This window comes from Allobosea massiliensis (genome assembly GCF_042655245.1).
In the GTDB taxonomy this organism is placed as follows: domain Bacteria; phylum Pseudomonadota; class Alphaproteobacteria; order Rhizobiales; family Beijerinckiaceae; genus Allobosea; species Allobosea massiliensis.
Genome location: NZ_JBHSLU010000012.1, coordinates 122688 through 142495 on the forward strand (window position 1 = coordinate 122688; position 19808 = coordinate 142495).

Genomic DNA, 19808 nt, shown 5'->3' on the forward strand with positions numbered 1-19808 from the left:
TGCCCATGTTCGCGAAGCCGCAGAAGGAACACGACTGGCTGCACCAGCTCGTCGGTGAATGGACTTCGGAGATGGACTGCGCGATGGGGCCGGACCAACCGCGGCAGAAATCGAAGGGCCGCGAGACCGTCCGCTCGCTCGGCGGGCTCTGGACGCTCGGCGAAGGCGAGGGCGAGATGCCCGACGGCACGACCGGCCGGACGCTGATGACGCTCGGCTTCGACCCTGCGAAGGGCCGCTTCGTCGGCAGCTTTATCGGCTCGATGATGACGCATCACTGGCTCTATGAGGGCACCCTCGACGAGGCCGCCAATGTGCTGACGCTCGAATCCTCGGGCCCGAACATGACGGGCGACGGTGCCGTCATCCCCTACCGCGACGTCGTCACCCTGGTCTCGCCCGACCATCGCATCCTGGCGTCCTACATGCCCGACGGCAAAGGCGGCTGGAGCGAGTTCATGACGGCCCATTACCGCCGCACAGCCTGAGCCCTTCAAAGGAGGAGAATCGATGAAACTGTCCCCCTATCTGATGTTCGAAGGCAATTGCCGCGAGGCCTTCACCGCCTATCAGGCCATTCTCGGCGGCCGCATCGAAGCGATGATGGATCATCGCGGCACGCCGGCCGAGGCCCATGTCCCGCCCGAATGGCTGGACAAGATCCTGCATGCCTGCCTCGTCCTCGACGGCCAGATGCTGATGGCCTCCGACGCCCCGCCCGGCCGCAGCGACGGGCCGATGCGCAGCGTCTCGGTGTCGGTCAACGTCCCCGAAGTCGCCGAGGCCGAGCGCATCTTCGCTGCGCTCTCCGAAGGGGCGACGATCCAGATGCGAATGGAGGAGACCTTCTGGTCGCCCCGCTTCGGCATGCTGCGCGACCGCTTCGGCACGAACTGGATGATCGGCGCCGACATGCCGGCCGAAAAGGCCAATTGCGGCTGAGCCACACGCGTCATTCTCGGGCGCCGAGACAGTGGCGAACCCGGAACCCACGACCGGGCGAGCCGCCTGCCTTCTCGACGATCGGGAACGGGACGATGGGTGGCCTGCGCCAAGCCGTGGATTCCGGGTTCTTCGCTCCGCGAAGCCCCGGAATGACAACTACCCCAGCACCGCCCAGGCCAGCAGGCCTGCGATCACCCAGAGCGCCCAATTGCCCCAACGGTTGCGCTGCGCCTCGGCCCGGCCGATCGCGGCGATGCTGCGCTCGTCGAGCGAGAAGCCGTGCCGCGAGGCATTCTCGAGTTGGCCGAGCACGCGCTCGGCGCGCGTCACCGTCTCCGGCAGCCGCGACAGGCTGTCGAGCAACGAACCCGCGCCGCGCCCGGCCTCGGCGAGCTTGCCGAGGGGCCCCAGATTCTGCGTGATCCAGTCCCGCACCACCGGCTCGGCCGTGCTCCACATGTCGAGATGCGGATCGAGCGTGCGGGCCACGCCCTCGACCACCACCATGGTCTTCTGCAGCATGACGAGTTCCGTGCGCGTCGCCATGTCGAACATGCCGGTGATCTCGAAGAGCAGCGTCAGCACCTTCGCCATCGAGATCTGGTCGGCGCTCTTGTCGTGGATCGGCTCGCCGACGGCGCGGATCGCCTGGGCGAAATCGGCGACGTCGTGATGCGGCGGCACATAGCCGGCCTCGAAATGCACCTCGGCCACCCGGGTGTAGTCGCGGGTGATGAAGCCGAGCAGGATCTCGGCGAGGAAACGCCGCTCCTTCAGGCCCAGCCGCCCCATGATGCCGCCATCGACAGCGACGAGCCGGCCCTGCGCATCGACGAACAGGTTTCCCGGATGCATGTCCGCATGGAAGAAGCCGTCGCGGATCGCATGCTTCAGGAAGGACTGGATGACGATCCGCCCCAGCGCCGGCAGGTCGTGGCCGGCGGCCTTCAGCGCCTCGACGTCGGAGAGGCGGATGGCGTCGATCCACTCGTCGACCAGCATCTCGCGGGCGGTGAGCTGCCAGTCCGGCTCGGGGACCCGGAAATCGGGATCGTTCTTGGTGTTCTCGGCGAATTCCGACAGGGCGGCGGCCTCGAGCCGCAGATCCATCTCCATCGTCACGGAGCGCGCCAGCGTCTCCACGACGCCGGTGAAGCGCAGGCGCCGCGCCTCGGCCGAGCGCCGCTCGGCCAGCTCCGCGCCGAAGCGCATCGCGCCGAGATCGCGATGGAAGCGATCGCGGATACCCGGCCGCAGCACCTTGACCGCGACCTCCCGCCCGTCGTTCAGCCGGGCGCGATGGACCTGCGCGATCGACGCCGCCGCCACTGGCTCGCCGAAGGCGGCGAAGACCTGCTCGACCGGCCGGCCATGGGCCGCTTCGACGATGGCGCGAGCCTGCGCCATCGGGAAGGGCGGCATCCGGTCCTGCAGGGCCGAGAGGTCGGAGGCGATCTTCATACCGACGACGTCGGGCCGCGTCGCCAGGAACTGCCCGAACTTGACATAGGACGGGCCGAGCCGGGTCAGGGCCGCGGCGAGTCTTGTCGCCGAGGTGCCGGCCTCGCGCCGCTCGATCAGCCGCCCGACGCGGATCAGCCCGCGCGCCAGCGGCGGCAGGACCGACGGATCGATCAGCGCCAGCGCGCCCTCGCGGGCCAGCACGAAGCCGGTGCGCGCGGTCCGCGCGAGATGGAACAGCGAGGAGATCATGCCCGGCCCGTCATGGTCGGGCCCGACACGACCATCTCCTGCCGAAAGGGGCTCCCGTCGAGAGATGCCCGGGTCAGGCCCGAGCATGACGCAACACGCTTCCTCACAGCTTCCAGCCCGAATGCAGCGCCACCACGCCTCCGGTCATGGGCGTGAACTTGGCCCGGCGGAAACCGGCGGCCTCGATCATGCCGGCGAAGGCCTGGGGGCGCGGGAATTTGCGGATCGACTCGACGAGATACTGGTAGGGCTCGGCCTCGCCGGTCACCATCCGCCCTATGGGCGGGATGACGTTGAAGGAATAGGCCTCGTAGACCTTGTCGAGCAGCGGCACGTCGACATGGCTGAACTCGAGGCAAAGGAAGCGCCCGCCGCGCTTTAGCACCCGATGGGCCTCGGCCAGGGCCTTGTCGATGCGCGGCACGTTGCGGATGCCGAAGGCGATCGTATAGGCGTCGAAATGGTTGTCCGGCAGGCCGAGTTCCTCGGCATTGCCCTGCACGAAGGCGATGCGCTCGTCGCCGGGAAAGCGCTTTGCCGCCCGGTCGCGGCCGACGCTCAGCATCTCCGCATTGATGTCGAGCACCGTGACCTGCGTCTGCGGTCCGCCGGCCTCGAGCACCGAAAAGGCGACGTCGCCCGTGCCGCCGGCCACGTCGAGATGCCGGGAGGGGCGGTCCTTCGGCGGGTTGACCGCCGTCAGCAGCGCACTCTTCCAGGCCCGGTGCAGGCCCGCCGACATCAGGTCGTTCATCAGATCGTAGCGGCCGGCGACCTTGTGGAAGACATCGTCCACCTTGGCCTGCTTCTCGCGGAGCGGCACGGTCTCGAAGCCGAAATGCGTGGTCTCGGAAGCTGCTGTCACGATCGGTCCGATCCTGTGCAATCTGTCTTGTCTTTGCTTGGGGCGATGCATAGCCAAACGAGCGGGGCTTGTCGCGGCCCCTCTCGACGCAGGCCGACCGGAGACTGACTGAGATGCCCGAGCTTCCCGAGGTCGAGACCGTCCGGCGCGGGCTGGAACCGGCGATGCTGGGCGAAACCTTGCTCCGGGTCGAGCAGAACCGGCCGGATCTGCGCTTTCCGCTGCCCGAGCGCTTTGCCGCCCGCCTCACCGGCCGGCGGATCGAGGCGCTGTCGCGGCGGGCGAAATATCTGATCGCCGATCTCGATGACGGCCAGGCGCTGATCATGCATCTCGGCATGAGCGGGCGCTTCGTCGTCGAGGCGCCGGGCACCCCGCCGGTCGAGCCGGGCGCCTATTACAACGAGATCGGCCGGCACCTGATCCACGACCATGTCGTCTTCCACATGGGGTCCGGCGCACGCATCACCTATAACGACGTGCGCCGCTTCGGCTTCATGGATCTCGTGCCGCGCGCCGAGCTGGCGACCTCCAAGCATTTCGCCGGCATGGGTATCGAACCGCTCGGCAACGAGCTTTCGGGAGAGACGCTGGCGCAGCTCTTCGCGGGCAAATTCGCGCCGTTGAAGGCAGCCCTCCTCGACCAGCGCCTCGTGGCGGGCCTGGGCAACATCTATGTCTGCGAGGCGCTGTTCCGGGCCGGACTGCACCCGGAGGCCGAGGCGGGATCCATCGCAACGCCGACCGGCCGGCCGCGCCCCGCCGCGCATGCCTTGGCGCAGATCATCCGCGAGGTTCTGGAGGAGGCGGTGGCGGCCGGCGGCTCGACCTTGCGCGACTTCGCCCATGCCGATGGCTCGCTCGGCTATTTCCAGCACCGGTTCAAGGTTTATGACCGCGAGGGCGAGCCCTGCACCGCGCCGGGCTGCGGCAGCCTCGTCAAGCGGCTCGTGCAGTCCGGCCGCTCGACCTTCTATTGCGAGACCTGCCAGCCCCGCTCGCCGCGGCGCTGAGGCGCCGCGGAGCAGGGCCGGCCTCAGCGGCGCGGCAACTCCGGATATTCCAGCTTCGACACGTCGTAGCCGAGCGCGGCGGCCCGCTGGACCAGCTGGCGGCGCAGCGCCGGGCTCATCTTCGGATCGCGCACAAAGATATAGAGATCCTTGAAGGTCGGATCGGCTGAGATGAACCAGCTGTAGTCGTTGGCGCGGTCGAGGATCCAGTAGTCGCGCACCACCGGAACGACGCCGAAGACCGTGTAGGTCACGCGCAGCTTCGCATTGGTGCCGGGGTCGAGGATCTCGCCCGGCCCGCCGATCGTCTTGAGCTCGCCCGAGGGCGTCCCCATCCGGCAGGAATCGAGCACCTCGATCCGGCCGCCTTCACCGCGCTTGTACTCGGTCGCACCGGCGACGCAGCCATCGGTGATCGCCATCGGTCGGCGGGCGAACTCGTGCCAGAGGCCGGTATAGAGCCGCTCGACCGCGACCGGCTTGGCGGGCTGCGGAGCCTGGCTGCTCTGCAGGCCACCGGCGGCGCAGCCGGCGAGCAGAAGCCCGGCGAGGAGGGCGATGATCGGGGCGCGCATCAGGATATCCTCCGGCGGATTGCGTGTGTCTCCACACTACGCGCTCGCCCCCCTGCCGGATCCATTCAGGCCCCGCTGCGCCTCCCCGTCGCGGCACAGACGGTCTTGCGCCCGCGCGCATGGACCTGCGCCGGCCGCGCCGCTAAACCACGTGCGCACAGCCGAACCGGGAGGGCGCCATGGCTTACGAGACCATTCTCGTCGAAACGAAGGGCAAGGTCGGGCTCGTCACGCTCAACCGCCCCCAGGCGCTGAACGCGCTGAACGGCCAGCTCATCGCCGAGATCAACACGGCGCTCGACGGTTTCGAGCGCGATCCCGCCATCGGCTGCATCGTCCTGACCGGCTCGGAAAAGGCCTTCGCCGCCGGAGCCGACATCAAGGAGATGCAGGACCGGACCTATCCCGAGACCTATCTCGACGACAAATTCGCCGACTGGGACCGGATCGGTCAGCGCCGCAAGCCGATCGTCGCCGCCGTCGCCGGCTTCGCACTGGGCGGCGGCTGCGAGCTCGCCATGATGTGCGACTTCATCATCGCCGCCGACAATGCGAAGTTCGGCCAGCCCGAGATCAATCTCGGCGTCATTCCCGGCGCCGGCGGCACGCAGCGCCTCACCCGCGCGGTCGGCAAGTCCAAGGCGATGGATCTCTGCCTCACCGGCCGGATGATGGATGCGGCCGAGGCCGAGCGCGCCGGGCTCGTCGCCCGCATCGTCCCCCTCGCCGACCTGATGACCGAGGTCATGAAGGCTGCGGATGCGATCGCCGCCAAGTCGCTGCCTTCCGCGCTGATGGTCAAGGAGACGGTCAACCGAGCCTTCGAGGTGACGCTGGCCGAAGGCGTGCGCTTCGAGCGCCGGCTCTTCTCCTCGCTCTTCGCCACGCATGACCAGAAGGAAGGCATGGCCGCTTTCGCCGAGAAGCGCAAACCCGCCTTCAAGAACAGCTGAGATCGCCATGACCGTCACGATCAAGAGCCCGGCCGGCTTCATCCTGCCGGGATATGCCGATGTCGAAGTCGCCGCCGCGCGGCTCAAGGGCGTCGCCCACCACACCCCCGCCCTGACCTCGCGCACCGCCAATGAGCGCACCGGCGCCAATCTCGTCTTCAAGCCCGAGAACCTGCAGCGCATGGGCGCCTTCAAGTTCCGCGGCGGCTACAACGCCATCGCGGCGCTGTCGCCGGAGCAGCGCAAGGCGGGCGTCGTCGCCTTCTCCTCGGGCAACCACGCCCAGGCGATCGCCTATGCCGGCAAGCTGCTCGGCGTGCCCACCACCATCATCATGCCGCTCGATGCGCCCGCTGCGAAGGTCGCCGCCACCCGCGGCTACGGCGCCGAGGTCGTGACCTATGACCGCTACACCCAGGACCGGCTCGCCATCGGCCGCGAGCTGGCGCAGGCGCGCGGCCTCTCGCTGATCCCGCCTTACGACCATCCCGACGTCATCGCAGGGCAGGGTACGGCGGCCAAGGAGCTGATCGAGGATGCCGGCCCGCTCGACATGCTGCTGGTCTGTCTCGGCGGCGGCGGCCTGCTCGCCGGCTGCGCGCTCGCGGCCAAAGCGCTGAACCCCGGCTGCCGCGTCTTCGGCGTCGAGCCCGAAGCCGGCAATGACGGCCAGCAATCGCTGCGTTCGGGCCAGATCGTCCGCATCGACGTCCCCAAGACCATCGCGGACGGGGCCCAGACGCCTTTCCTGGGCGATTACACTTTTCCGATCATCCAGGCGCTGGTCGAGGACATCGTCACCGTCAGCGACGCCGCGCTGGTCGATGCGATGCGCTTCTTTGCCGAGCGGATGAAGCTCGTCGTCGAGCCCACCGGCTGCCTCGCGGCGGCAGCGGCCTTCACCGGCGCCGTTCCGGTCGCGGGCCAGCGCGTCGGTGTCATCATCAGCGGCGGCAATGTCGATCTGGGCGCCTATGCGCGCTTCCTCGCACCGGGCGCCTGAAATCGCGGCGTCCACAGCGATTCCGCGTTGACGCCGCGCCAGCTTGCGACTATACGCCTCCCACTCGCGACGGCCCGCGCAAGCGCTGGCCATCGCTCGCGGATTTCCATCACGGTAGCGATCGTGTTCCGCCGGCATCATGCCAGGCGCCCGGTCGCGATGCAGAAGACGAGGACGTATCCGATGGCCAATACGACGTCGGCCAAGAAGGCGACGCGCAAGATCGAGCGCCGCACCGAGGTCAACAAGGCGCGCCGCTCGCGGATGCGCACGTTCCTGCGCAAGGTCGAGGAGGCGATCGCCTCCGGCGACAAGAGCGCCGCGGCCGAGGCTCTCAAGGCCGCCCAGCCGGAGATCATGCGGGCCGCCCAGAAGGGCATCGTCCACAAGAACACCGCCTCGCGGAAGGTCTCGCGCCTCGCTCATCGGATCGGCGCTCTCGCCTCCTGATCGCCTCCGCGCGAACGGCTTCGATGACCCTTGGAAAAGCCCGGCCCCAGGCCGGGCTTTTTTCATGCGTCGAAGCCGGCTTGTTGCATCGCTGCAACAGCCGAAAGAACCTCGAAATGGCGCTTCGGCAGGCGCGATTCCGCAACGTTTCCGACGCTTTACGGGCTTGACTCCACCTGCGCTTTGAGGGCGCAAAATCGGCCTGACCAGCCGCTTTGACCGCGCAGCGAAAGTCCTGAACTTTCAGTATGTTAGCGGGCAAAGCAACTGGCCTTCGGTGAATCCCGGTGACTCTGGCCCCCCTCTCCGCGGCCCCCGAAAAAAAAGATTCGGGGCCGCCCGGGCACCGCCTTCATGAAGAAAATCTTAAGTTCCCCAACCAATTGCGAGCCGGCTGCCCGTTCGTCACATGAGCGGCTCCGGGGGCTGACTCTCGGGCATCCCGAAAGCGGCATATTGCAGCCCTTCGAGAGCGCCCTGTAAGGTCTTTTTCAACGCCGGACGGACAGCGACGGCCACCCGGTGTTTCCACAAGATGAACGCTTTTTGGCTCGCGACCTGGAGGTTGGAGGATGCGGCTCTTTGTCTTTCGCGATTGAGATGAAGTGCGGTTTCGTCCTGCGACGAGCCTTGAAAGCGTAATCGATCAGATCGGATCGGGAGAACCCCGCAGACCTTCACGTTTGCGGGAACCCTGAGACGTGACCGGAAAGAACAGCTCCGGTCCGGCCCGCCTGTGCGGCGGCCGGGTCAGGCGCGTGCATGACTGAAGAAATGGGGCAGACGATGTTCGAGCGGCGGCGGATGGACGAAACGGTGGAGGTTGTGTCGGCGTTGAGCGTTGTGATGGTGGCCGAGCAGGCGTGTGTGGTGGCGGACGAGACGGGGACAACGCCGGCGAGTGCGACCGAGGCCTGGGACCGGGTGCGGCGGCGCCTGCGCGCCGAACTCGGCGAGGACGTGTTCTCGAGCTGGTTCGCGCGCGTCGAGCTCGGCAGCATCGTCGACGGCGTGGCTTATCTGACGGTGCCCACCCGCTTCCTGAAGAGCTGGCTCGAGGCGCATTACGCCGAACGGCTGCGGGTCAACTGCATGGCCGAACTGCCGGGCCTCAACGGCATCATGCTCTCGGTGCGCCCGGTGTCGCGCGATCTGTCTCAGCCGCCGGCCGAGATCGTGCCCCTGCGCGGCCGCCAGGCGGCTCCGGTCGCCCCCGCCGCCGAACCCAAAGGCGCTCCTGTCCCCGTGGCGCAGGTCGAGGCTGCCGAGCGTGATCTCGTTGATGCCTGCGGTACCGTGCTCGACCGGCGCATGAGTTTCCAGGCCTTCATCGTCGGCAAGTCGAACCAGCTCGCCTTCGCCGCGGCGGAACGCATCGCTGCAGCCCCGGCCGGCAGCAGCCCCTACAACCCGCTCTACATCCATGCCGGTGTCGGGCTCGGCAAGACGCATCTCCTGCAGGCGATCGCCCAGGAGGCCCGCAGCCAGGGCAAGCGCGTCGCCTATTTCACCGCCGACCGTTTCATGTACGGCTTCGTCGCGGCGCTGAAGTCGCAGACCGCGCTGGCTTTCAAAGAGAAGCTGCGCGGCATCGATCTTCTCGTCGTCGACGACGTGCAGTTCATCCAGGGCAAGTCGATCCAGCAGGAGTTCGGCCACACGATCAACGCGCTGATCGACGCCGGCAAGCAGATCGTCGTCGCCGGCGACCGGATGGCAAATGATCTGGAGGCGCTGGATGAGCGCATCCGCTCGCGGCTCGGCGGCGGGCTCGTCGTCGAGGTCGGCGATCTCGACGAGGCGCTGCGCGCGAAGATCCTCGGAAACCGGCTGGAGGCGCTGCAGGCGGCCCATCCGAACTTCCAGGTCCATCCGGACGTGGTCGCCTATGTCGCCCGCGTCGTCGCCACCAATGGCCGTGATCTCGACGGCGCCGCCAACCGGCTGCTCGCCCATGCGACGCTGTCGGGGCAGCCCGTCTCGCTGGAGACGGCGGAGGCGGCGATCCGCGATCTGGTGCGCACCCGCGAGCCGCGCCGCGTCAAGATCGAGGACATCCAGAAGCTGGTCGCGACCCGCTACAATGTCAGCCGCGCCGACATTCTCTCGGAGCGCCGGACCGCGGCCGTGGTCAAGCCGCGCCAGATCGCGATGTATCTCGCCAAGGCGCTGACCCCGCGTTCGCTGCCGGAGATCGGCCGGCGCTTCGGCGGGCGCGATCACACCACGGTCCTCCATGCGGTCCGCAAGATCGAGAAGGCCATCGCCGAGGACCGCACGCTCCATGACGAGGTCGATCTCCTGAAGCGCATGCTGCAGGAGTGAGGCGGACGGCGTTTTCGCAGCGCGGCATTTTGGTTGTGTTTGCCGGCGTGGCGCCCTTGCGCCACGCTCGGCCCTCCGGCAATGTCGCGGGCCATTCATGAGGCCCGCGTTTTCGTGGCGGGCGCAGAGACGCCAGAAGACTCGCAGATGAAGGTCACTGTCGAACGCTCCACCCTGCTCAAGTCGCTGGGCCATGTGCACCGCGTCGTGGAGCGCCGCAACACGATCCCGATCCTCTCGAACCTGCTGCTCAGCGGCACCGAGGCCGGGCTGAAACTCAAGGCGACCGATCTCGACATCGAGGTGGTGGAAACCGTCGCGGCCGACGTGCCCGAGCCTGGGGCGACGACGGTTCCGGCCCACACCCTCTACGACATCGTCCGCAAGCTGCCCGACGGTGCCCAGGTCTCGCTCGAGACCACAGGCGAAACCGGGCTGGTGCTGCGCTCGGGCCGTTCGCGCTTCCAGCTCCAGACGCTGCCCGAAAGCGATTTTCCCGACATCACCGCCGGCGAGATGGCTCATGGCTTCAAGCTGCCGGCCGGCGAGCTCAAGCGCCTGATCGACAAGACGCAGTTCGCGATCTCCACCGAGGAGACGCGCTATTATCTCAACGGCATCTATCTCCACACCATCGATGTCGATGGCCGTCCGATGCTGCGCGCGGTCGCGACCGACGGTCACCGCCTCGCCCGCGTCGACACCGCTGCGCCGCAGGGCTCGGTCGGCATGCCGGGTGTGATCGTGCCGCGCAAGGCCGTGGCCGAGATCCAGAAGCTGCTGGAGGATGGCGAGAGCGAGGTCATGGTCGAACTCTCCGCGACCAAGATCCGCGTCGCCACCGCCGCCGTGGTGCTGACCTCGAAGCTGATCGACGGCACCTTCCCGGACTATCAGCGCGTCATTCCGGCTGGCAACGACAAGCGCCTGACCGTCGACAAGGGCGATTTCGCGGCGTCCGTCGACCGCGTCTCGACGATCTCCTCGGAGCGTGGCCGGGCGGTGAAGCTCTCCATGGCCGATGGCCGCATGACGCTCTCCGTCACCAATCCGGATTCCGGCTCGGCGACGGAGGAGATCGAGGTCGATTACGATGCGAGCCCGCTCGATATCGGCTTCAACGCCCGCTATCTGATGGATATCGCCGCCCAGCTCGACGGCGATACCGCCCTGCTCAAGCTCGCCGATCCGGGTTCGCCGACGGTCATCCAGGATCGCGACGGGGCTTCCGCGCTCTATGTGCTGATGCCGATGCGCGTCTAGGCGTCATCCCGCCGTGGCCGCCGTCGCGCGCCTGATCCTGCAGGATTTCCGCTCCTATCAGGCCCTCGATCTCGCGATCGGGGGCCAAATCATTGCGCTCTGCGGCGAGAACGGCGCCGGCAAGACCAATATCCTCGAGGCGCTGTCCCTGTTCGCGCCCGGCCGAGGCCTGCGCCGGGCCGATCTCGCCGACATGGCCCGTCAGGGGGGCGACGGCGCCTTCGCCGTCTCGATCGCGCTCGCCGAGGACGGGGCACGGCTCGGCGTGGGGCTGGGGCCGGCCGATACCGAGGGCAAGCGCGCGCGGCTCGCCCGCATCGACGGCGCCGCCGCCGGTTCGGCGCTCGCTTTCAGCGAGCATCTGCGCGTCGTCTGGCTGACGCCGGATCTCGACGGGCTGTTCCGGGGAGCGGCCGGGGACCGGCGCCGCTTCCTCGACCGGCTGGTTCTGGCGGTCGATCCCGCCCATGCGACCCGGTCGAACGCGCTCGAACGGGCGCTGCGCTCGCGCAACCGCATTCTTGAAGAGAGCCCGCACCAGACGCAATGGCTCGATGCCGTCGAGCGCGAGATCGCCGAGCTCGGCGTCGCGGTGGCCGCGGCCCGCGCAGAGACCGTGGCGAGGCTCACGGCCATCATCGCCGAGACCCGTGACGAGGCCTCGCCCTTCCCCCATGCCCAGCTCGCGCTGTCCGGCGAGATCGACCGGCTTGTCGCCGAACATGCCGCGCTCGACGCCGAGGACGGCTACCGCGTTCTGCTGCGCCAGGGCCGGGCTCGCGACCGGGCCGCGGGCCGGACGCTGACCGGCCCCCAGGCCTCCGATCTCGAGGTCCGCCATGGACCCAAGGACATTCCGGCAGGGCAGGGCTCGACCGGGGAGCAGAAGGCGTTGTTGATCGGGCTCGTCCTGGCCCATGCCCGCCTCGTCGCCGCGATGAGCGATCTCGAGCCGCTCGTGCTGCTCGACGAGATCGCCGCCCATCTCGATCCCCGCCGGAGGGCGGCGCTCTATGAGGGTCTGACGGCGCTGGGCTGCCAGGTCTGGATGACGGGCGCCGACCCCACGCTGTTTACCGATCTGCCGGCAGGGTCGCAGCGTCTCGCCGTCACGCCCGGCCGGATCGAGGACATCGCCTGAGCCGAGCGGCCTTCGGCGGACGCCGCGTCATGGTTGATCGGCGGTTAACCATTTCCGGCTAGAGATGGGGGTCATGCAGCCTTCCCGAACAATGTTCTCGGCGACGGAAAAGGAGATCGCGAGCCGCTTGCTGGCCGTGCTCTCCTCCCATTTCGGTGCCTCGATCGACCGGTTGCAGGGCGTCGTGGCCGATCTCGACAGGCGCGAACGCGATCCCGAGCTGCGTCAGGACGAGCTGGCCAAGTACCGATTGCTGTTTGCCCTCGACTTCGGCGAGGACTACGTCGCCGCCAAGCGGCGCATCGTGGCCCGGGCCAACCGCAACGGCATCGACCTGTCGGATTATCCGCTGTTCTTCCTGGCTGATTTCTCGCATTTCCTCCCCGTCATCGTCGCGAAATGGAAACGCCGCTGGGGCAAGGTCGACACCGCCCTGCAGGTGTTCGCCAAGCTGATGCTGACCGATATGAGCTACTCGATCGCCCAGTTCGACGGGGCGATCGAGGCCCGTACGGCCGATCGCATCCGCCAGGTCGAGCAGGCGTTCCGGGATGGCATCGCCGAGAGGATTTCCGCCATCGAACTCAGCCTCGGCGATGTTTCGGGCTTCTCCACGCAGATGTCGGCAAAGGCCGCCCAGACCCTGCAGGCGGTGGCGGAGACGCAGCGGCGTCCTGAGCAGGTCGCGGCCTCGGTGAGGGAGATCGTCGCGGCGACCCGCAGCTTCGGAGCCTCCTGCGCCGACATCTCGGCGGAGACCGCCCAGTCGAGCCGTGCGGCCGACGAGGCCGAGGCGGGATGCGAGGGCATTGCGGGCAATGTCGCCATGCTGCGCCAGGCGAACAGCCGTATCGGCCATGTCGTCGAGCTGATCCGCAGTCTCGCGGCGCAGACCAATCTGCTCGCCCTGAATGCCACGATCGAGGCCGCCCGCGCCGGGGAGGCGGGGCGAGGCTTCGCCGTCGTCGCCGCCGAAGTGAAGTCGCTCGCGACCGCGACCAACCAGGCGACCGAGACCATTCGCCAGGGCATCGAGGAGGTCGTCACGGCCAGCCAGTCGATCGAGGATGCCGTCGGCCATCTCGCCCAGACCGTGCTGACCATGCAGGCGAGCGCCCGCCTCGTCGCGGCATCGACGGCCGATCAGCATGATCGCATCGAGCGGGTTGCCGCTCAGGCCGAAACCTCCTCCCGCGGTGTCGACGCCATCGCGCGCCACGCTTCGCTCGTCGAGGGGTTGGCCGGTGAGGCCGCCGTCCTGGCGACCCAGACGGACGAGCGCGTCAAGGCGGCCCTGGTGCGCGCGCAGGAGCTGGAACGGTCGATCGGCGGATTTCTCGGCGAGATCGCACAGGTCCGCGCCGAGCGCCATGCGCCGGTGATCCGCGACGCCGTCTGAGCTGCCCCCGCATTGCGGGACTGGTCATCGCGGCCTGCCTCGGGCACACCCTCCTCATGTCGCCCTCCCGCGAATCAGACGCCCGCGCGATCCTCAAATCCGTCTTCGGCTACGATGATTTCCGTCCCGGTCAGTGGGAGGTGATCGAGGCTGCGCTCGCCGGCCGTGACGTCTTCGCGGTGATGCCGACCGGCTCCGGCAAGTCGATGTGCTATCAGCTTCCAGCGCTGGTGGCCGGCGGGTTGACGCTGGTCGTTTCGCCACTGATCGCCCTGATGCGCGACCAGGTCGGGCAGTTGACCCGAGCGGGCGTCGCCGCCGCCTCGCTGAACTCGATGAACAGCGAGAGCGAGGCCGCCGAGGCCTGGGACCGGCTGAATGCCGGCGATCTGCGTCTGCTCTTCGTCTCGCCCGAGCGGCTGGCTGGCGAGGGGCTGGTGGGCCGGCTGCGCCGCCTCGGCGTCACGCGGCTTGCCATCGACGAAGCCCATTGCGTCTCGCAATGGGGCCATGATTTCCGCCCCGAATACCGGCTGCTCGCGAAGACGCGCGAGGCGCTGGGCGGCGTGCCGGTGACGGCGCTGACCGCCACGGCCGACCGGCAGACCCGCGAGGACATCGCCCAGCAGCTCTTTCCGCGGCCGCCGCATCTGGTGGTGCACTCCTTCGACCGGCCGAACCTCAAGCTCGCCTTCGCGCCGAAGGACCAGCCGCGCCGCCAGATCGACGCCTTCCTGCGCAGCCATCGCGGCGGCTCGGGCATCGTCTACTGCTCCTCGCGCAGCCGCACCGAGCGGCTGGCCGAGGGCTTGCGCGAAAAGGGCTGGAATGCGCTCGCCTATCATGCCGGGATGGAGCAGGAGCAGCGCAACCGCAATCAGGACGTCTTCCTGCAGGAGGACGGCGTCGTCGTCTGCGCCACCATCGCCTTCGGCATGGGCATCAACAAGCCCGATGTCCGCTTCGTCGTCCATGCCGACATGCCGGGCTCGATCGAGAGCTATTACCAGGAGATCGGCCGCGCCGGCCGCGACGGGCTCAACGCCGACACGCTGACGCTCTACGGGGTCGACGACATGGCGCTGCGCCGCCGTCAGATCGACGAGAAGCCGATCGACGACGAGCGCCGCCGGATCGAGCACAAGCGCCTCAACGCCATGATCGACCTCTGCGAATCGGCGCTCTGCCGGCGCAGCGCGCTGCTCTCCTATTTCGGCGAGGAGACGCCGAGTTGCCGCCACGCAAAGGCCGCGATCCGCTGCGATCTCTGCGCCGCCGAGGCGCCCGAACTCACCGACGCGACGCTGGATGCCCGCAAGCTCCTTTCGGCGGTCGCGCGTTCGGGCCAGCGTTTCGGCGCCGCCCATCTCGCGGATATCCTCACCGGCACGGCGACGGAGGCGATCCGCCGTCAGAACCATGACGGGCTCAAGACCTTCGGCGTCGGCCAGGACAAGCCCAAGAGTGCCTGGACGGCGCTGGCCCGCAAGCTCTTCGCCGCCGGGGCGCTCGCGGAAGCCAGCGTCGAGCATGGCGGCTTCCGGCTGACCCACAAGGGCGAGGAGATCCTCTTCGGCCGCGAGCCGATCGCGCTGCGGGCCGACCCCTTCGCCGAGCGCGGCAGCCGCCGCAGCGGGCGCGAGCAGGCCCGCGCCGATGGGCTCGACGAGGGCACGGCCGGGCTGTTCGAGCATCTGCGCCAGCTGCGCCTCTCGCTCGCCCGCGAGGAAGGCGTCGCCGCCTATATCATCTTCACCGACCGCACCCTCATCGCGATGGCGCGGGCGCGGCCGGCGGGGCTCGAGGAGATGCGCGCGATCGAGGGCGTCGGCGAACGCAAGCTGACGCAATATGGCGAGGCCTTCCTGGAGGCGATCACGCGCTTTCCGGGTTGATCCCGCCGCCCCTACGCGTGTACGCGCGCACACGCGTGAAAAAGCCGCAGTCGGCGGCTATAGTTTTCCCAACGAATCAAGATCACCGCGGACGCCTCGCGCCCGCTGAAGGACGACGAGATGAGCGACGCTGCCCGCGACCTTGAAGACGCCGCTTACGGCGCCGATTCCATCAAGGTTCTCAAAGGCTTGGATGCGGTGCGCAAGCGCCCCGGCATGTATATCGGCGACACCGACGACGGCTCGGGTCTGCACCACATGGTCTATGAGGTGGTCGACAACGCCATCGACGAGGCGCTCGCCGGCCATGCCGATCTCGTCACGGTGACGCTCAATGCCGACGGATCGGTCACCGTGACCGACAATGGCCGCGGTATCCCCACCAATATTCACTCCGAGGAAGGCATCTCGGCGGCCGAGGTCATCATGACCCAGCTCCATGCCGGCGGTAAGTTCGACCAGAACTCCTACAAGGTCTCGGGCGGCCTGCACGGCGTCGGCGTCTCGGTGGTGAACGCGCTCTCCGTCTCGCTGAAGCTCCGCATCTGGCGCGGCGGTCAGGAGCATTACATGGAGTTCCGCCATGGCGACGCGGTGGCGCCGCTCGCGGTGGTCGGGCCCGCCGGCGACAAGCGCGGCACCGAGGTGACCTTCACCCCCTCGGCCGAGACCTTCACCATGGTCGAGTTCGACTACAAGACGCTCGAGCACCGGCTGCGCGAACTCGCCTTCCTCAATTCAGGCGTCCGTATCGTCCTGACCGACGCCCGCCGCGCCGAGATCGTGCGCGAGGAGCTGATGTATGAGGGCGGCGTCGAGGCCTTCGTGCGTTATCTCGACCGCGCCAAGACGCCGGTGATCGCGCAGCCGATCATGCTGTCCAGCGAGAAGGACGGTATCACCGTCGACGTCGCGCTCTGGTGGAACGACAGCTACCACGAGAACGTGCTCTGCTTCACCAATAACATCCCGCAGCGCGACGGCGGCACCCATCTCGCCGGCTTCCGCGCCGCGCTGACGCGCCAGGTCACCGGCTATGCCGAAAGCTCCGGCATCGCCAAGAAGGAGAAGGTCGCGCTCACCGGCGACGATTGCCGCGAGGGCCTGACCGCGATCGTCTCGGTCAAGGTGCCGGATCCGAAGTTCTCTTCCCAGACCAAGGACAAGCTGGTTTCGTCCGAGGTTCGCCCCGTCGTCGAGAACGTCGTCAACCAGGCGCTCTCGACCTGGCTGGAGGAGCACCCCAACGAGGCCAAGACCATCGTCGGAAAGGTGGCCGAGGCCGCGGCCGCCCGCGAGGCCGCCCGCAAGGCGCGCGACCTCACCCGCCGCAAGGGCGCCCTCGACATCGCCTCGCTGCCCGGCAAGCTGGCGGACTGCCAGGAGCGGGACCCGGCCAAGTCCGAGCTCTTCATCGTCGAGGGTGACTCGGCCGGCGGCTCCGCCAAGCAGGGCCGCGCCCGCGAATATCAGGCGGTTCTGCCGCTCCGCGGTAAGATCCTCAATGTCGAGCGCGCGCGCTTCGACAAGATGCTCTCCTCCGACCAGGTCGGCACGCTGATCACGGCGCTCGGCGCCGGCATCGGCCGCGAGGAGTTCAACATCGAGAAGCTGCGCTACCACAAGATCATCATCATGACCGACGCGGACGTGGACGGCTCCCACATCCGCACCCTGCTCTTGACCTTCTTCTACCGGCAGATGCCGGAGGTGATCGAGCGCGGCCATCTCTTCATCGCCCAGCCGCCGCTCTACAAGGCGGCGCGCGGCAAGAGCCATGTCTACCTCAAGGACGAGCGCGCGCTGGAAGACTACCTGATCGAGACGGCGCTGGACGGCGCGGTCTTCAAGACCGTCGGCGGCGATGCGGCCGGTGTGGTCGAGCGCGGCGGATCCGATTTGCGCGGGCTGATCGAGGAGGCGCGGGGCATCCGCCATACGCTGTCGCAGCTCCATTCGCGCTATGACCGGCGCGTCGTCGAGCAGATGGCGATCGCCGGCGCCTTGCGGCCGGTTTCGGAGGAGAACGAGGCCCAGGCCCAGGCCGCTGCCGCCAAGGTCGCCGCCCGTCTCGACGCGATCTCCGACGATCTTGAGCGCGGCTGGGAAGGCAAGGTCGCCGAGGGCGGCTTCCAGTTCTCGCGCATGGTGCGCGGCGTCAAGCAGGTCGCGGCGATCGATGCCGGACTGCTCGCCAGCGCCGAGGCCCGCAAGCTCGACGCCGCTTCCGCCTCGCTGCAGGAGGCCTATTCGCGCCCGGGCGTGCTCAGCCGCAAGGGCGACGACCACGCCGTCAACGGCCCGACCGACCTCTTCGAGGCCGTGACCGCCATCGGCAAGAAGGGCGTCTCACTGCAGCGCTACAAGGGGCTGGGCGAGATGAACCCCGAGCAGCTCTGGGAGACCACGCTCGACCGCGAGGTCCGTTCGCTGCTCAGGGTCAAGAACGACCAGAATGACGAGGCGGACGATCTCTTCGTCAAGCTGATGGGCGATGTGGTCGAGCCGCGGCGCGAATTCATCCAGAGCAACGCCCTCAACGCCACCGTCGACACCTGACGCCGTCGCCGGTGTAGGGGCACCCTAAAGCCTGACTCTGTGGCCGGGTATCCAGACTCAAATGACGTAGATCATCGACTCAAGTCGATTACGGGCGTTATGGAGCCTGGGCCCTTGAGCGAATGCCGCAGCAGCTGGGGCTGAGCGGATATCGCCTCAAGCCGGCGATCGTCGATCGCCGGCTTGTCGTAAGGTGCTCGCAAAATGTAGTCTGCCGGCACTACCGGCGGCGCGCGGAGGTAGGACCCTGGTAGTGCCTCTTCGAGTCGACCGGTACCTTTGGCGGCGTTACCCAGCGTGGTCCAACTGACACAGGTCCTAGGTAGTGCTGTCGCGAAGTGTTGTTGGACGTAGAATTGGCTGATCGGTCGTCTCAATCGCCGGAACAGGTTAAACCGACCCTTAAAGGGCCGGTTTCGGTTGCGCTCACGCAGTAAGGTGAACGCAGTCAGGCCGAACTGGGGGACGCCAGCAAGCAGCGTGTGCGCGAACTTCGAGCCCAGGCTCGGAAGCAAAAGCGCACCAAGAAGGCGCCCTGATAATTCAGATGAGCTTCGGATCGCTCGTCCGGTCTTACTCGTTAGGCTGTGGACCAACGGTCTTGGGAAGCCCGCCAAGCGCGTTAAGTGCCGGCTCCCGTTCATAGATGTAGCCGCCGATTTCCTTATACGGCACCACTGGCGCGACCCCCAACCGCGCGAGAGCCGCTACAGCGGTCATTGCGCCTTTCTTCCCGATGAATTCCGACGCCTCGGTCGCCAGGATATAAGTTCGTTCGAACCGCTCGATCTCGTCGATCGTGAAAACGAAGCACCGCTTCCTTTCTTCGCCGCTCAAAAGGCCGGCTTTGACGACCCGCGATAGGAATGCAGGCACGAGTCTTAACCTCGCGGCCGCTTCAAGCGAAGCCAGCACCGGAATCTCCGCGATCTTCGCCTGTCTTTCCTCTTCGGCTTGGCGTTCGATCTCGAATTTACGGACCGCTTCGACAAACTCGATGCGGTCAAAAATCTGGATTCTTCCCGCTGGAGGGGCGAAAACCGGCACCAACCCGAGCCGCTTGGCAAACCAAATCGGTGCCATGCCCGGATTTTTTGTGTTTGCCTCAAGTGCCTCGGCCAAGTCCTTCCCGCAAAGATAGCGCTCTCGGAAAGCGGCAACCTCGCTCACGGAAAAATAGTACTGCCCGCTCACTCGAACCGCCGAGATCAGCCCCTGTTTTTGCATCAGCGTGACCGTATCGCGGTTTACGCCCATGATCTCCATAATCTGGGTCGCGATGACGTGCTCCTCGGCGTTGAAAATGAAGCTCGCCGGCTCGTCCTCCACCACGGAAAGCAGGCGTTCGATTACCGCAACCGTGGACTCTCGCTCCCAAAGGTAGCTGCAATAGTCTGGCGGTCCTGCCACGAGCTTCTCGTCTCGCAGCGCATGAACGGCCTTTTGAGGACTGCACCCCAAGAGCTCCCCCGCCTCGATCGTTGAGATGTAGCGGGAATTGAACGCAGCAACGTCCTCCTCGCTTAGCCGACGCCCCCTAGCGCCGAGTTCACTCGCGAGTATGCCCGAAGCCATCAATTCCATGCCGAACGGATTTGATAGTCTCAGTTTGTCAGGCGCCACGACAAACTGCCCCCCTGACGCCATGAGGAACTGACCCCTCTGGAGAGGAGGTCGGCATGGAAGAGCAAGAGGTTCAGAGTTCTCCG

The 19808-nt window shown here is 67.4% G+C and carries 16 protein-coding genes; 12 read left to right on the forward strand and 4 right to left on the reverse strand.

Features of this window, described 5'->3' with window-relative positions:
* Window positions 1-5 precede the first annotated feature (5 nt).
* Both ACFPN9_RS07990 and ACFPN9_RS07995 read left to right on the forward strand, forming a co-directional pair.
* Window positions 6-488: a DUF1579 domain-containing protein gene (locus ACFPN9_RS07990; RefSeq protein WP_067254857.1), complete on the forward strand. Its 483-nt coding sequence runs from the start codon at window positions 6-8 to the stop codon at window positions 486-488.
* A 22-nt stretch (window positions 489-510) separates the two neighbouring features.
* On the forward strand, window positions 511-942 hold the full coding sequence (locus tag ACFPN9_RS07995; protein ID WP_066719947.1) for a VOC family protein: 432 nt from the start codon (window positions 511-513) through the stop codon (window positions 940-942).
* A gap of 159 nt (window positions 943-1101) precedes the next feature.
* Here the strand turns inward: ACFPN9_RS07995 and ubiB are convergent, their stop codons facing one another.
* A complete protein-coding gene (gene ubiB / locus ACFPN9_RS08000; RefSeq protein ID WP_066719944.1) occupies window positions 1102-2658 on the reverse strand; it encodes a 2-polyprenylphenol 6-hydroxylase in 1557 nt (518 codons plus the stop codon).
* A gap of 103 nt (window positions 2659-2761) precedes the next feature.
* Entirely contained in the window at window positions 2762-3574 is an 813-nt protein-coding gene (gene ubiE / locus ACFPN9_RS08005) for a bifunctional demethylmenaquinone methyltransferase/2-methoxy-6-polyprenyl-1,4-benzoquinol methylase UbiE (RefSeq protein WP_377816325.1), read from the reverse strand.
* A 62-nt stretch (window positions 3575-3636) separates the two neighbouring features.
* Between ubiE and mutM the strand changes: the two genes are divergently transcribed.
* On the forward strand, window positions 3637-4536 hold the full coding sequence (mutM, locus tag ACFPN9_RS08010; RefSeq protein ID WP_066719939.1) for a bifunctional DNA-formamidopyrimidine glycosylase/DNA-(apurinic or apyrimidinic site) lyase: 900 nt from the start codon (window positions 3637-3639) through the stop codon (window positions 4534-4536).
* A gap of 23 nt (window positions 4537-4559) precedes the next feature.
* Here the strand turns inward: mutM and ACFPN9_RS08015 are convergent, their stop codons facing one another.
* On the reverse strand, window positions 4560-5111 hold the full coding sequence (locus tag ACFPN9_RS08015) for a lipocalin family protein (RefSeq protein ID WP_066719936.1): 552 nt from the start codon (window positions 5109-5111) through the stop codon (window positions 4560-4562).
* A 179-nt stretch (window positions 5112-5290) separates the two neighbouring features.
* On the opposite strand from ACFPN9_RS08015, the gene ACFPN9_RS08020 reads away from it, so the two are divergent.
* The 9 genes from ACFPN9_RS08020 to gyrB all read left to right on the forward strand — a co-directional run bounded on the left by ACFPN9_RS08020 (window position 5291) and on the right by gyrB (window position 18099).
* Window positions 5291-6064 carry an enoyl-CoA hydratase gene (locus ACFPN9_RS08020; protein WP_066719933.1) on the forward strand — a complete coding sequence of 258 codons (774 nt, stop codon included), beginning with the start codon at window positions 5291-5293 and terminating at the stop codon, window positions 6062-6064.
* Window positions 6065-6071: 7 nt separating this feature from the next.
* A complete protein-coding gene (locus ACFPN9_RS08025; RefSeq protein WP_066719931.1) occupies window positions 6072-7067 on the forward strand; it encodes a threo-3-hydroxy-L-aspartate ammonia-lyase in 996 nt (331 codons plus the stop codon).
* Between the two features lie 183 nt (window positions 7068-7250).
* Window positions 7251-7517, forward strand: coding sequence for a 30S ribosomal protein S20 (gene rpsT, locus ACFPN9_RS08030; RefSeq protein ID WP_066719929.1), 267 nt, complete (start codon window positions 7251-7253; stop codon window positions 7515-7517).
* Between the two features lie 846 nt (window positions 7518-8363).
* A complete protein-coding gene (dnaA, locus tag ACFPN9_RS08035) occupies window positions 8364-9842 on the forward strand; it encodes a chromosomal replication initiator protein DnaA (protein WP_066719999.1) in 1479 nt (492 codons plus the stop codon).
* Between the two features lie 147 nt (window positions 9843-9989).
* Window positions 9990-11105 (forward strand): DNA polymerase III subunit beta, encoded by a 1116-nt coding sequence (gene dnaN / locus ACFPN9_RS08040; RefSeq protein ID WP_066719927.1) that lies wholly within the window; start codon window positions 9990-9992, stop codon window positions 11103-11105.
* A 13-nt stretch (window positions 11106-11118) separates the two neighbouring features.
* Complete coding sequence (gene recF / locus ACFPN9_RS08045) at window positions 11119-12246, forward strand: DNA replication/repair protein RecF (RefSeq protein WP_066719908.1); 1128 nt, start codon at window positions 11119-11121, stop codon at window positions 12244-12246.
* A gap of 73 nt (window positions 12247-12319) precedes the next feature.
* Window positions 12320-13645 carry a methyl-accepting chemotaxis protein gene (locus tag ACFPN9_RS08050; protein WP_377816330.1) on the forward strand — a complete coding sequence of 442 codons (1326 nt, stop codon included), beginning with the start codon at window positions 12320-12322 and terminating at the stop codon, window positions 13643-13645.
* 56 nt (window positions 13646-13701) lie between these two features.
* A complete protein-coding gene (gene recQ, locus ACFPN9_RS08055; protein WP_066719901.1) occupies window positions 13702-15540 on the forward strand; it encodes a DNA helicase RecQ in 1839 nt (612 codons plus the stop codon).
* Window positions 15541-15660: 120 nt separating this feature from the next.
* Window positions 15661-18099, forward strand: coding sequence for a DNA topoisomerase (ATP-hydrolyzing) subunit B (gene gyrB / locus ACFPN9_RS08060; protein WP_066719898.1), 2439 nt, complete (start codon window positions 15661-15663; stop codon window positions 18097-18099).
* A gap of 573 nt (window positions 18100-18672) precedes the next feature.
* Here gyrB and ACFPN9_RS08065 read toward each other — a convergent pair.
* On the reverse strand, window positions 18673-19808 hold a 1136-nt coding region (locus ACFPN9_RS08065; RefSeq protein WP_377816333.1), incomplete at its 5' end, for a helix-turn-helix domain-containing protein.